The organism is Bacillus sp. FSL K6-1284 (assembly GCF_038002625.1).
GTDB classification, from domain to species: Bacteria; Bacillota; Bacilli; order Bacillales; family Bacillaceae; genus Bacillus; species Bacillus paralicheniformis.
In genome coordinates this window covers 1,090,939-1,104,027 of record NZ_JBBOCW010000001.1, presented here as the reverse complement: position 1 = coordinate 1,104,027, position 13,089 = coordinate 1,090,939, and the positions used below count along the sequence as shown (strand labels likewise).

The following is a 13,089-nucleotide window of genomic DNA, read 5'->3' as shown; positions in this document are numbered from 1 at the left end:
AGCGCTTACATAAAAGAGGGGGAGAAAAAATGGCGGAACTCGTGCTCGATCGGATATACAAAGTGTATGACAACAAAGTCACGGCTGTGGATAATTTTAATCTTCATATCGATGATAAGGAATTTATCGTCTTTGTCGGACCGTCAGGCTGCGGCAAGTCGACAACGCTCAGAATGATCGCAGGACTTGAGGAAATTACGGATGGCGAATTCACAATCGACGGGAAACGGATGAATGATGTCGCTCCCAAGGACCGCGACATTGCGATGGTATTCCAAAACTATGCCCTTTATCCGCACATGAACGTCTATGACAATATGGCTTTCGGCTTAAAGCTGAGGAAGTTTCCGAAGGATGAAATCAAACGGCGCGTCCATGAAGCGGCCAAAATTCTGGGCCTTGAACAATATTTGGACAGAAAGCCAAAAGCGCTTTCCGGCGGACAGCGCCAGCGCGTTGCCTTAGGCCGGGCAATCGTTCGGGACGCAAAGGTGTTTCTGATGGATGAACCGTTATCAAACCTTGATGCCAAATTGCGCGTACAAATGCGCGCCGAAATCACAAAGCTTCATCAGCGCCTGCAGACGACGACCATCTATGTCACCCACGACCAGACTGAAGCGATGACGATGGCTACGCGGCTCGTCGTCATGAAAGACGGAATCATCCAGCAGGTCGGCGCGCCGAAGGAAGTCTATGAAAATCCGGAAAACGTGTTTGTCGGCGGCTTTATCGGTTCTCCCGCAATGAACTTTTTCACCGGCACTCTAAAAGAAGACTTGTTTACATTTGACGGCGTTTCGGTTCGCGTGCCGGAAGGAAAAATGAAAGTTCTGCGCAGCCAGGGCTATGCCGGCAAGGAAATCATCATGGGAATCAGACCTGAGGATATCCATGACGAGCCTGTTTTCATTGAAGCGTCAAAAGACTCAAAAATCGATGCGAAAATTGAGGTAGCTGAGCTGATGGGCGCCGAAACGATGCTTTATTCGCAAGCCGGCACGCAGCCGTTCATCGCCAGAGTCGATTCAAGAACCGACGTCCAGGCCGGCGATACGCTCCCTCTTGCGCTTGACATGAATAAAGCCCACTTCTTTGATAAAGAAACGGAGCTTCGCATCCGTTCTGAAGAATAGCGGATTTAAACACTCTCCATGACCGAAGCATGCTGCGGCCCTCCGTGCTGCTATGCTTCGGTCGTTTCAATTTCAACGGTTTCTTCATAAGTACAGTCCTGGCAAGTATATAAATGAACGCATACGGTTTGCGTTTGTTTAAATGAATCAAACTCCATATACGGACTGTACGGACCGAAAAAATCGGTTGCTCTCCCCGCGTCCGCCATTTCCCCGCCGCACTTCGGACAATGCCTTGTCTGGACGAGAATCCCATTGCACACTGGACACATCATCTGCTTCATCCTCCTGCTTTTTTCCTTAGCTTGCCCCATTCCCGGCCTTTTCGCCTTTCAACATTTACCAGATTGAAGCACGCATTTATTTTATCGAATCCACCATAATACGTATTACAAACCAACATTGGGCTTTAGCCGAGAAGGCAGCGGTTTTCTTTTGGTGAAAGCCGGCAGCTGGTGCAACTCCAGTCAGCCCAACCATACCATTTTTATAAAGGAGTTTGATACAAATGGCTAATCAAAATTCTTCAAATCAACTGGTTGTCCCAGGAGCAGCTCAAGCGATCGAACAAATGAAATTCGAAATTGCTTCTGAATTCGGCGTAAACCTCGGCGCTGACACGACTTCCCGTGCAAACGGTTCTGTCGGCGGAGAAATTACAAAACGTTTAGTTTCCCAAGCTCAAGCATCTATGGGCGGTCAACAATTTTAAACAACTTCATATTCATGGATAACAGAAGGTGCATATCCTGCACCTTCTTTAGCGTGTCGACAAACTTTCACATTCATTGCCGGGGCGGCGGCCCGCACCTCTGGCATATCTTATGAAAGCCCGCACCCGCTTCTCCTTTTTTCATATGCTGATATAAAGGAGGAGTCGGCATGCAGCTGATGTTGAGCATCAATTGGGAATTGATTCAATTTGTCGGGATTTCTCTATTGAATGAGTATGTCTCAAATGTCCACCCTTATCATGGAACTTTTTGCTTTCGCGGGGCTTTTTCTTCCGGACGATCTGACGTATGATAGATCCGATGGGAGTGATTATGTTGAAAATTGCGCTTTTTGGAGGTACAGGCCGTGTCGGACAGGCCTTTCTCAATTTTGTTGAAGAGGATGGGCGTTATTCCGTTTACGCACTTGTTAGGAGGACGGAAGGCGCCCGCATTACGGATAAATGCTGCCAAGCGCTTACAGGGAACGCCAGGAACCAGCATGACGTCGAGTCTTTAATAAAAGATTCGGATATCGTTGTCAGCTGTTTAAACACAGATGGAGACGATACATTGACCGTCTCCATCGAACATATGATAAATGCCATGAACGCACATCGGATTAAACGGCTGATTACCATCGGAACGGCCGGTATTTTAAACGCGAGGCAGAACCCGGACCTTTACCGCTTTGAAACAAACGAATCAAAACGGCGCTCGGCGCGCGCAGCGCAAGAACATGCCCGTGTGTACGAACGTCTCCGCGAGTCTGAATTGGATTGGACGATCGTCTGCCCGACATATCTCCCCGACGGGCCGGCATTGAAGACATACCGTTTTGAACAGGATGTTCTGCCGGACGGCGGAAAAGAAATATCGACCGGCGACACCGCCCATTTTCTTTTCAAACAGCTTGAATCAGACCAGTTTGTCAAGGCAAGGGTGGGGCTTGCTTATTAAAGCCGGGTGAAGATCCGGCTTACCCTGTCAGGGTTCCTTTTCCCTTTTGCAGTTCATACATTTGATAGTATTGTCCTTTTTGCTTCATCAGCTCTTCATGATTTCCCCTTTCGATAATCCGGCCTTTTTCAAGAACGAGAATCTGGTCGGCGTTTTTGATCGTTGACAGCCTGTGGGCGATGATAAAGGTCGTGCGCCCTTGTTTAACAACATCAAGCGCTTTTTGAATGACCGCTTCTGTTTCCGTATCGATATGGGCCGTTGCCTCGTCTAAAATAAGAATAGCCGGATCATATGCCAGCGCACGCGCAAACGAGATCAGCTGTCTTTCCCCTGACGAAAGGGTGCTTCCTTTTTCGATGACCGGCTCGTCAAGACCTTTCGGCAGGCGGGCGAGCATTTCAAGTGCCCCAACCTGTTTCAAGGCGGCTTCTATTTGATCTCTGGTCAAATCAGCATTGTCAAGGCTGACATTTGAAGCAATCGTGCCGGAAAATAAGTAAGGATCCTGGAGAACGATGCCCATCTGCTTTCTGATTTCCTGCCTTGACATATCGTATATGCTTCTGCCGTCGATTTTGACATCGCCCTTTTCAATATCGTAAAAGCGGAAAAGTACATTTAAAATGGAGCTTTTTCCTGAGCCTGTATGGCCGACCAATGCAACGGTCTCCCCTTGCTGCGCTTCAAATGAGATGTTTTTCAGCACATCTTCACCGTCATGATAGCGAAAAGATACATCTTCAAATACGACTCGCCCCCGCGCTCTTTCGCTGCCCGGCTCTTTGACGTCGACGCCTGGCTCATCCAGCAGGCGGAAAACCCGCTCCGATGATACGCGAGCCAATTCAAGCTTGGCAAACTGGTTGACAATGCCCGTAATCGGCTGAAATAAACGATTCAAGTAATCAACGAATGCATAAAGGACGCCGATTGAAATCATTCCTTCCGCGTTCAGGGCAGCTCCCCCGAAATACCAGATTAAAGCGGTGAACATCACATTTCTGAGAATGTTGACCAAGTTGTGGGACATAAGCGAATTCAATTTCAGCATTTTATTTTGGTAATGAAAGTGGCTCTCGTTCAGCTGTTCAAATTCTTCTTTTGTGTCCTGTCCGCGACGGAATGCCTGAATAATCGGCATGCCTTGAATCGATTCATTCATTTTGGCGTTGATCTCGCTGTTGATTGACCTGAGTTTATGATTGTAGCCAGAAGCGAATTTTCGATAAACGGCCGCCCAAATGACAATCAGGGGCAAAATCAACAGACAGACGCCGGCCAGCCTGACATCAAGGAAAAACAGCGCGGCGAATATTCCGGCCATATAAATGATATTTGTGACAAACGTCGAAAGAACGGTCACATACAGGTCGCGGATCGCTTCGGTATCATTCGTCACCCTTGCAACGATTTTTCCTGCCGGCAAATTATCAAAATAGCGGATAGGTAGCCTTTGAATGTTGGCGAATACATCCTGCCTCATCTTTTGAATGATGCGGTTTGCGCTCATCTGCAAGAGGTAGAATTGGCCGTAATGGAAAAAGATCGAGAAGACGAGAAGGCCGAAATAAATAGAAACGAGTGAAATCAGCCCTCCTATTTCAGGCTCGTAAAAAGCATACACTTCTGACAAAGACAGGCGATCGGCCTTGTAGGTTTCCGTCCGGTCTCCGCTTGTCATTCTCAGCTCTTCTCCGGATACCGTCCGCTCTCCGTCAAAGGAAACCGGTTCCTCCACAAAGTAGTAGTTCATGCCGACTTGAAAGATGTGAACTTCCTGCAGCTTTTCAGCTGAAGAGTCTGTCCTGTCCTCCCTGATATATTCCTTTCCTTTATAGGAAACGGTATATTTCGTCTTCTCTGTCGTTTCATACCACGTTTTTTCAATTCCGAGAATATGATCGTCGATCATCTTTTTGGCGATCATCGGTCCCGTCAGCTCGGCTGTGACGGCAATCGTCAGCATGACGAGCGCCCAGATGAGAATTTTTTTGTAAAGAAGCGCATATTGGAAAAGCCTTTTTCCTGTTGTCATGCTACAGTCCCCCCTTCTTCTCCCGAAGGAAGCTGCTGTGCTTCGTATTGTTCAAAATACCAGCCTTTCCGGCCGATCAGTTCCTGATGCGTCCCTCTTTCAACGATCCTTCCATTTTCCATGACGAGAATGAAATCGGCGTGTTCGACGGCCGACATCCGATGTGATGTAATAAAGGTCGTTTTGCCTTTCCGCCTGCTGCGGATGTTTTCAATAATCGCCGCTTCCGTTTTCGCATCGACGGCGGACAGCGAATCATCCAAGATCAAAATATGGGGCTCCGCAATCATCGCTCTCGCAATTGAAATCCTTTGTTTCTGCCCCCCGGATAAAGCGACGCCCTTCTCTCCGACCATTGTCTCCAAGCCGTCTGAAAGCATCTCAATATCCTTTTTCAGATGTGCTGCAGAGATGACATCGTATAAATCGCGTTCCTCGGCGAGTCGTCCGCCGAACAAAATATTGTCTTTCACCGATTTTGAAAACAACACGTGGTCCTGAGGCACATACCCGATCCAGCTGCGAAGCTGATCAAGCGGCAGGCGGTCAATCGGCACGCCCGAAATGGTGATCGTTCCTTTTCCTTTCGGGTACTGCCTCAGCAGCTGCTTGACTAACGTCGTTTTGCCGCTTCCCGTCTTTCCGACGACTCCGACCGTCTGTCCTTCTAATACGGTAAATGAAATATCGGCCAGGTTTTCCGACGCGGAGCTCGGGTACGTAAAAGCGACCCCGTCAAACACAATATCGCCCGGTTCCGCTGCTTCAGGTTCGGCGGGCTCTCTCACATCAGGCTCATATGCCAATGTTTCATTTACTCTGTCAAGCGAAGCATTTCCCCTCTGCATGACATTGATCAGTTCTCCGATCGCAAACATCGGCCAGATCAGCATGCCGAGGTACACGTTGAAAGAGACGAGTTCACCCAATGTCAGCTGGCTGCGGAAAACAAGATAGGCGCCGTAGCCAAGACCGATTAAATAGCTGATCCCGACCAAAAACTTCACCGTCGGTTCGAACAGCGAATCGATCAAAGCGACTTTCATATTTTTCTTGTACACATCAGCCGTCATGCTGTTGAACCGGCTGACATCATTTTTCTCCTGTACATAGGCCCGGATCACCCTTACCCCTGACACGGACTCGAGCACTCGATCATTTAAAGCGCCAAACGCATCCTGCGCTTCCGTGAAACGCTCATGAATTTTTTTCCCGTAGATGCTGATGGCAGCCGCCATCAGCGGAAGGGGAATGATCGAAGCAAGCGTCAGCTTCCAGCTGATCAAAAGACCCATCGTCAAAAGAATCGTCAGCATATACATCGTCGAATCGACCAAGGTCAAAATGCCGAAGCCCGCCGTCATGGAAATCGCTTTTAAATCATTTGTCGCCCTCGCCATCAAATCCCCTGTACGGTTTTTCTCGTAAAAAGACGGGGTCATTTTCAGCAAATGGCCCATCAGCTTGGATCTGAGGATTTTTTCGACCAGGTTCGCTCCCCCAAACAGCTGATACATCCAATAATAGGACAAGATATAAACAACTGCGCCAAGCGCGAGAAATAAACCGATATAGCCGAGCATGCCGGCCTTTGAAAAAGTGCCTGCCTGCATGTCGTCAATCGCGTTGCCAAGCAGCTTCGGCGGAAACATTTCCAATACGTTTACAATAATCAATAGGACGACTGCTATCGTGTAGCGCCGCCAAGAGGCTTTAAAAAACCAGCCCAGCTTCCATAAAACAGAAAACATCTAATATCCTCTCCTTTTTTAGCCGCCTTCAAGTTTTTCCTTACAATCTTTGATTTCGTTTTTTCTGATACTCGGCATAAAAAATTCCTCCTTATGTGCGGTTTATTTATTAGAAAAACATGCTGCTCCGCATCGGGAACAGAATGTTTTTTCTCAGAAAAAAAAGGCACACTGTGTACCAGCATGCCTTTTTTCATATAAAAAGGCGCATGTACGCTTGTTCACGCGACATGCGCCTTCCTTTTGAAAATTGTTAAAGTGAAACAGAGCCCTGATCGTAAGGAAGGTATAAAAATGTCACGTTAAGGTGCTTTTGTTGTTGAACTGATGCTTTGATATTTCTAAACATGACGATACCCTCCAATCTTATTAATATTTTCCATCTTATAGCACGGCCCTTTATTTGTCAATTTGTTTTTTTGGCGAATGGCGGGCTTTTGATTCATATTCTCATATTTCGTTAGATTTGTTGGGAAAACGGGTAATATAAAAGTAAATCCATTCTGAAAGGAATGATCAATTTGTTTAAAGCTGACCGGATCATTGTCGCGTTTGACGGAAAAGAGGAAAGCAAAAAAGCGCTGAAAAAAGCGATCGACCTCTCGAAAAGGCTCGGCTCGCAATTGACCGTCGCCCATGTCCATGAACCGAGGCAAGTGAGAACAGAGGCTGCGACTGAAAGACCCGCTGCCGGCGCGCCATACCTTTACAGCGGCTTCCCGGCCGCGCCCCGGGTCCCCCACGATTCAGACTTGGCCGGTGAACCCATGATCTATGAGGACAGCGCGGAAGAAGCGATTGCGGCAGCGAAAATCATATTGAGCGAAAACCAGTACGACGCGGAAATAGAGGTGTTGGAAGGCGACCCGGCCAACGCAGTTCTACAACATGCGGAAAATATCGGCGCTGACCTTGTCATCACGGGTACGCGCGACCAAAACCGCCTGAAAAAGCTCCTGTTTGGCAGTGTCAGTGACAAGATATCGACAAAATCGGAGATCCCTGTGCTAATTGTAAAATAACGATTTTAAAAGAGGCCGGTCAAATGTCCGGCCTCTCATCATGTTACGATCTTCTCCTGTTCATAATATAGATCATGCCCCACACAATGGATAGGAAGACTCCTAATACTATGACCGCATTTATTATTGAAAAATTGATCAAAGCAATCTCTCCTTCTCTATGAAAACATACTTGTAGAAAGAACCTGTTTTTGCAGTCATACATAAGCATTTGCATCAGTATAAAACTGCAAGGGCACTGTTCCCGCGAATGATCCTCTACTGCTATATACAACGCCAATTGATTTTTCCTGCTAAGCCGAATGGTTACCTTTATCCTCTAGGCTTTCTTCACTTTAGACGTTTCCCTTGAAATTTGACTTTCACTCCACATGACTTACAATTGATTTCTTTCTCCGCCTTGCCCCGCATTCTTGGTTTTACTTAGTATCCCCCCTCTCTTCAGTCCCAACGATCTTTATATCAATAAACTGCCGCAAAATAAAAGCCCCTCTCCAGCGAAATCCAATAACAGGAAAAATAGGCGTTCAAATTAGTAACAACCACCTAACAGACCTCATAATTTGATCTTGTGAGTACCCGGGGTATTTGACTTAATCTGACTTTGCTTATGTTTCATTCTTTTTTTATTGTGTTTTGGTCAAAAAATTTTATCGATGAGGGGGATATTAAATGCAACCATTCCATGATGAACTGCAGTCGTTGGAGATGGATCAATTCCAGGCAGAAGATATGACGCATTGGGATGCGGACCGTCATCACGCCAATGTTAAACACTGCGCAAGCTGCTGGAGCTGCGGAAGCTGTGCCAGCTGTTGGAGCTGCATGGGTCACAGCTGTTGGAGCTGCGCGGGTCACAGCTGTTGGAGCTGTGCGGGCCACAGCTGCTGGAGCTGTATGGGCCACAGCTGTTGGAGCTGCATGGGCCACAGTTGTTGGAGCTGCGCGGGCCATTGCTGTTGGAGCTGTTGGCGCGGAGGCATGTAGTTTTTTTATAAAAAAGAAGACTTCCCCTGCCTCTTTTGCCGCAGGGGTCTTCTATTGCATAAAGGACAAACAAAATTACATATAATGGTATGCCTTGTTTTTAAAACATTGAAGGAGGAAGAGCATGACACACCTGACTGCTTCCGCTCGCCTGAAAGTAAACCAGGATACATGGTTTCTTCCTGATCCGAACGGCGGCGCATATTTTAGAAATAATTCCGGGTCGTTTCGCATAAAAGGATCTTCGATTGCTCAATGGATCGAAAAACTTCTGCCGATGTTCAACGGGGAACATTCGCTTGAAGACTTGACAAAAGGGCTGCAGGCTCCGTACCAAAAGAGAGTATATGAAATCGGAGAAATGCTTTATAAAAACGGGTTCGTTCGCGACGTAAGCCGGGATCACCCGCACAAACTGGAAAGCTCAGTGCTTCAAACGTTTGAAGCCCAAATCGAATTTATTGAGAGCTTTGCCGATTCCGGCGCTTACCGCTTTCAGCTGTCGCGTCAAACCAAAATATTGGCTATAGGGGCCGGCTCCTTTCTCACAAAATTGGTCCGGTCGCTGATCGATTCCGGTTTTTCAAGAATCCGTGCGATCGTGACGGATGCATCCGGGCGCGCTTTAGACGAACTGGCAGAAATATCAGGGCAAACCGAAAGCGGACTGGAGATTGGCTGCGCCGAAACGCAACACTGGCGGGAAGCGGTGCGATCTGCCGATTGGGTTCTGTATGTCTCTGACCGCGGCTTCACAGATGAGCTCCGCGATCTTCAAACGTTTTGCCTCGAAGAGAACAAAGGCTTCATACCCGGGATCTGCCTGAAACAAGTCGGACTGGCAGGCCCTGTCTTTCATCAACAAGGAGACGGTTGCCTGAAGGATGCCTGGAGGCGCCTCCATCGGCCTGCGCTCCATGAAGAACGGGCTCTTCGAACTTTTCCTTCGGCAGGGAAAGACATGCTGGCAAACGTTATTGTGTTCGAATTGATGAAAGCAACTGCTGAGATTGCACAATTATCTAAGAAGAATCAAGTGTATCTGATTGATTTGGCAACGCTCGAAGGCGGCTGGCATATGTTTCTTCCGCATCCGGACTTCGCTTGCGGCAAGGATTCGCCTGAACTCATCTGCGACCTTGAAGCGAAACTTTCGGAGCGCCCCGGAAGAGAAGCAGAAAGCAGGTTATTTCAATGTTTCAGTGAACTGACCTCACCTGTAACGGGCATTTTTCATCTGTGGGAAGAGAAACATTTGCGGCAGCTTCCTTTAGCACAATGCTTTGTTCAGACAGCAGACCCGCTCTCTTCCGGACCTGCGGAGCTTTTGCCCGAGACGGTGTCGGTCGGTTTGACCCATCAAGAGGCGCGGCGGGAAGCCGGGCTGACGGGTATTGAAATGTATGCATCAAGGTTGAACCGTTCTTATCCGAATAACGGGGAGTTGTTCGCGATCGCCGCCGGGGAAACGCTGGCTGAAGGCGTATTAAGGGGATTGGAGAAATGCTTGGAACACCGGTTGCGAGAACGGATCAAAAGCGGAAAAGAAACGATTTCCCTCGTTCAGCTAGGCGGAATGGAAGACCGGCATACCGCATTTTATTTAAAAACGCTGACAGTCTTGTACGGCAAACCGGAAATCGGTTTAGGAAAAAACATACAAGGCTTCCCTGTCGCATGGGCGGGAATTCGCGGCCGCTGGTACGGAAGTTCTGGACTCAACATCACATTCGCTCTCAGAAAAGCGCTCGAACGGGCGCTGACAGACAAAGACCCTGTGAAAGGCGCGGATGTTTTGCTGGAGTCTAGTGACCTGAAGCTTGCTACCCCCGTTTCCGCTGATTTGCAGCAAACACTGCTTTCCGCCTTGAAAAACAACTGCGACTTGCAGCTTTATGTCTATGAGCTGCCTGCTGAACCATTTTTCAAAGAAAAACTGGCAGGCATTTACTGCGTGCAGTTGCGAAAGGAGGAATCTTGATGAACCGCTGCATTTTGGTCATTGGCGAAGGATTGATGGCAGAAGACGCATCACAACAATTATCTGCTGAATATAACATTATCCGAAGGTCTGATTTTGAGAACAGCATACCGGAGGAGACTGCGTTCGCTCTTGTGCTGCACGATGCTTGGCGGCCTTTATTATACCGCGAGGCGGAAAAGGTGCTAAGGGCAGCAGGGATTCCGTGGCTTCGCGGGTTTGCATCTTTTGGCGAAGGGGTCATCGGACCGCTCGTTATTCCGTCAGCGTCAGGATGTTCCCAATGCGCCGATATGAGGCGGTATATCTCCGGCCCCGACAGCAGAGAGACCCTTGAACTGGAACAAAAAAGCAATGGCATAAGCCGCGATCCGTGGGTTTCAAAGACCGGCTGCCGCCAAATTGTCAGCCTGATCTGCACAGAAGTCGACAACATCATGAACGGCGGGTGCGGCCGGTTGAAAAAAAACCTATACATCGTCAATTTGAAAACGTTAGAAAGTTCGCTCCACGCTTTCATCCCGGAACCGACATGCCCTATATGCGGCAGTCTGCCTGAAGACGGAGCGGAATCCGCACGGATATCGCTTCGGCCCAGTCTGAAAACGAACCCGGACAGCTTTCGCGTGCGAAACACGGACGATTTAAAACAAACGCTCGCCAAAGACTATCTGGATCATAGAACGGGGATATTCAACACCAAAATTTATGACGCGATTCTGCCGTTCGCCGATATGATCGTCAATATGCCTTTATGGACGGGAAATGAAGGTGTCGGAGGGCGGAGCCATTCGTATGAAGACAGCGAATTGACCGCCATTTTAGAGGGTTTGGAACGTTATTCCGGAATTGAACCGCGCGGCAAACGGACGGTCGTACATGACACCTATGAAAATGTAAAGGATCGTGCGCTCAACCCGGCAAAAGTCGGGCTCCATCAAGCGGAACAATACATGCATCCCGATTTTCCTTTTCAGCCATTTCACCCGGCCCGTCCTCTTCACTGGGTATGGGGCTATTCATTTTTGCAGAAACGGCCGATTCTCATTCCTGAATCGCTCGCCTATTACAGCCTGGGGCGCGAAGACAGCTTCGTCTATGAAACATCGAACGGCTGTGCACTTGGAGGGAGTTTGGAGGAAGCGATTTTCCATGCCATACTAGAAGCCGCTGAGCGCGATTCATTTTTGCTTGCCTGGTACGCCAGGCTCCCACTTCGGCAGCTGGATCTCGGCTCTTCAGAAGATCCGGAATTACGCCTCATGACAGAGAGGGTGCGAAGTGTGGCGGGATATGATCTGCATGTCTTTAATTCAACGATGGAATACGGCATTCCAAGCGTTTGGGCGATCGCCAAAAACAGAAAACGGGAAGGATTGAATCTGATTTGTTCCGCAGGGGCCCACCCCGATCCCGTAAAAGCGGTGAAAAGCGCCCTTCATGAGCTGGCAGGCATGATGTTGAAGCACGACCGCAAATTTGAATCTGAAAGGAGCAAATATCACCAGATGCTCCGCAATCCTGCTTTAGTGCAGGAAATGGAGGATCACAGCTTCATGTACGGACTGCCTGAAGCTGAAGAGCGACTCCGGTTTTTGCTGAATCAAAGCCGGCCTCTACAAACATTCGACGATGCCTTTAAAAAAAGAAAGAAACACCTTGATTTAACCGAAGATCTCTGCGACCTGCTTGAAGCTTTCCGGAGTCTCAATCTTGAAGTGATTGTCGTTGACCAGACTTCCCCTGTTATCAAACGGAACGGACTTTACTGTGTGAAAGTGCTTATCCCGGGCCTGATTCCGATGACATTCGGACAGCGCTTCATCCGCCTGGAAGGACTTGAGAGAATTTTCACGGTGCCGAAGGAGCTCGGCTTTGCAGAAGAGCCGTTAACACCAGAACAGCTGAACCTGCACCCGCACCCGTTCCCTTAAAATTTAAGAGAGCGGCTTTTTTTTCCGATTGTTCTGCTTTATGATCATAAAGCAGAACTTTTTAGGCGGTGGTTAATATGAAACAGGAATACAAGCGGCCGGTTCTATTCATCTCCTCCCTCTTCATGGCCTTTTGCGCCGTTTATCTCGGCGGCAGACTGATAAGCTTCTATATGACGGAATACCCGAAATGGAACGGACAAAGCGCTGACGGAAATTGGGAGGCCGTGATTAAAAAAGGCGATGAAGGCCGCGAATTCAGCGGGAACCTGTATTGGACAGGTAACCGGGAGCGGCTGGACGATACATATTTGGAAAAATTGGTCGTAAAGTTTGGTGATGAAATCGTTTTGAACTCCTAAATCGAAACGCCGATGAAAGATTACGCGGGAGGCGAATTCCCCGGCGGAGGGTCAAAAGAACAATCCGTTTCTTTTTTGGAAGAGCTTGAAGAAGCCGAATTCGCCGGCCGCAAGATCACGGTTCAATTGGATTGGAGAGAGGGCAAACAAGCGTCCCATACAGCATTTACGCTTGATAAAAGCTCATGGTAAAAGGCGGAATATC

11 protein-coding genes and 1 pseudogene are annotated in these 13,089 nt (G+C 48.3%); 9 read left to right on the top strand and 3 right to left on the bottom strand.

Features of this window, described 5'->3' with window-relative positions:
- Positions 1-29 precede the first annotated feature (29 nt).
- Complete coding sequence (locus MHB72_RS05540; protein ID WP_023856547.1) at positions 30-1,136, top strand: ABC transporter ATP-binding protein; 1,107 nt, start codon at positions 30-32, stop codon at positions 1,134-1,136.
- A gap of 50 nt (positions 1,137-1,186) precedes the next feature.
- On the opposite strand, the gene MHB72_RS05535 is transcribed toward MHB72_RS05540, so the two are convergent.
- Positions 1,187-1,411 (bottom strand): hypothetical protein, encoded by a 225-nt coding sequence (locus MHB72_RS05535; protein WP_020450771.1) that lies wholly within the window; start codon positions 1,409-1,411, stop codon positions 1,187-1,189.
- Positions 1,412-1,644: 233 nt separating this feature from the next.
- On the opposite strand from MHB72_RS05535, the gene MHB72_RS05530 reads away from it, so the two are divergent.
- From MHB72_RS05530 to MHB72_RS05520, 3 genes are all read left to right on the top strand, one after another.
- Positions 1,645-1,848: an alpha/beta-type small acid-soluble spore protein gene (locus tag MHB72_RS05530; protein WP_020450770.1), complete on the top strand. Its 204-nt coding sequence runs from the start codon at positions 1,645-1,647 to the stop codon at positions 1,846-1,848.
- A 170-nt stretch (positions 1,849-2,018) separates the two neighbouring features.
- A complete protein-coding gene (locus MHB72_RS05525; RefSeq protein ID WP_023856545.1) occupies positions 2,019-2,162 on the top strand; it encodes a hypothetical protein in 144 nt (47 codons plus the stop codon).
- A 23-nt stretch (positions 2,163-2,185) separates the two neighbouring features.
- Complete coding sequence (locus MHB72_RS05520) at positions 2,186-2,809, top strand: NAD(P)-dependent oxidoreductase (protein ID WP_436967736.1); 624 nt, start codon at positions 2,186-2,188, stop codon at positions 2,807-2,809.
- A 19-nt stretch (positions 2,810-2,828) separates the two neighbouring features.
- On the opposite strand, the gene MHB72_RS05515 is transcribed toward MHB72_RS05520, so the two are convergent.
- Together MHB72_RS05515 and MHB72_RS05510 are read right to left on the bottom strand one after the other, a co-directional pair.
- A complete protein-coding gene (locus tag MHB72_RS05515) occupies positions 2,829-4,847 on the bottom strand; it encodes an ABC transporter ATP-binding protein (protein ID WP_216920959.1) in 2,019 nt (672 codons plus the stop codon).
- On the bottom strand, positions 4,844-6,598 hold the full coding sequence (locus MHB72_RS05510) for an ABC transporter ATP-binding protein (RefSeq protein ID WP_216920957.1): 1,755 nt from the start codon (positions 6,596-6,598) through the stop codon (positions 4,844-4,846). Before MHB72_RS05510 ends, MHB72_RS05515 begins: the two co-directional genes overlap by 4 nt.
- Positions 6,599-7,119: 521 nt before the next feature.
- Here MHB72_RS05510 and MHB72_RS05505 point away from each other — a divergent pair.
- From MHB72_RS05505 to MHB72_RS05490, 5 genes and pseudogenes are all read left to right on the top strand, one after another.
- Complete coding sequence (locus MHB72_RS05505) at positions 7,120-7,620, top strand: universal stress protein (RefSeq protein ID WP_023856540.1); 501 nt, start codon at positions 7,120-7,122, stop codon at positions 7,618-7,620.
- 672 nt (positions 7,621-8,292) lie between these two features.
- A complete protein-coding gene (locus MHB72_RS22840; protein WP_080131300.1) occupies positions 8,293-8,607 on the top strand; it encodes a heterocycloanthracin/sonorensin family bacteriocin in 315 nt (104 codons plus the stop codon).
- Between the two features lie 124 nt (positions 8,608-8,731).
- The gene (locus MHB72_RS05500; protein ID WP_216920955.1) at positions 8,732-10,588 is read left to right on the top strand and encodes a putative thiazole-containing bacteriocin maturation protein; all 1,857 of its coding nucleotides are present in this window, start codon (positions 8,732-8,734) and stop codon (positions 10,586-10,588) included.
- Positions 10,588-12,522 (top strand): TOMM precursor leader peptide-binding protein, encoded by a 1,935-nt coding sequence (locus MHB72_RS05495; protein ID WP_216920952.1) that lies wholly within the window; start codon positions 10,588-10,590, stop codon positions 12,520-12,522. The genes MHB72_RS05500 and MHB72_RS05495 overlap by 1 nt, the downstream gene beginning before the upstream one ends.
- 77 nt (positions 12,523-12,599) lie before the next feature.
- Positions 12,600-13,076: pseudogene (locus tag MHB72_RS05490) on the top strand (DUF4944 domain-containing protein).
- Positions 13,077-13,089: the final 13 nt, after the last annotated feature.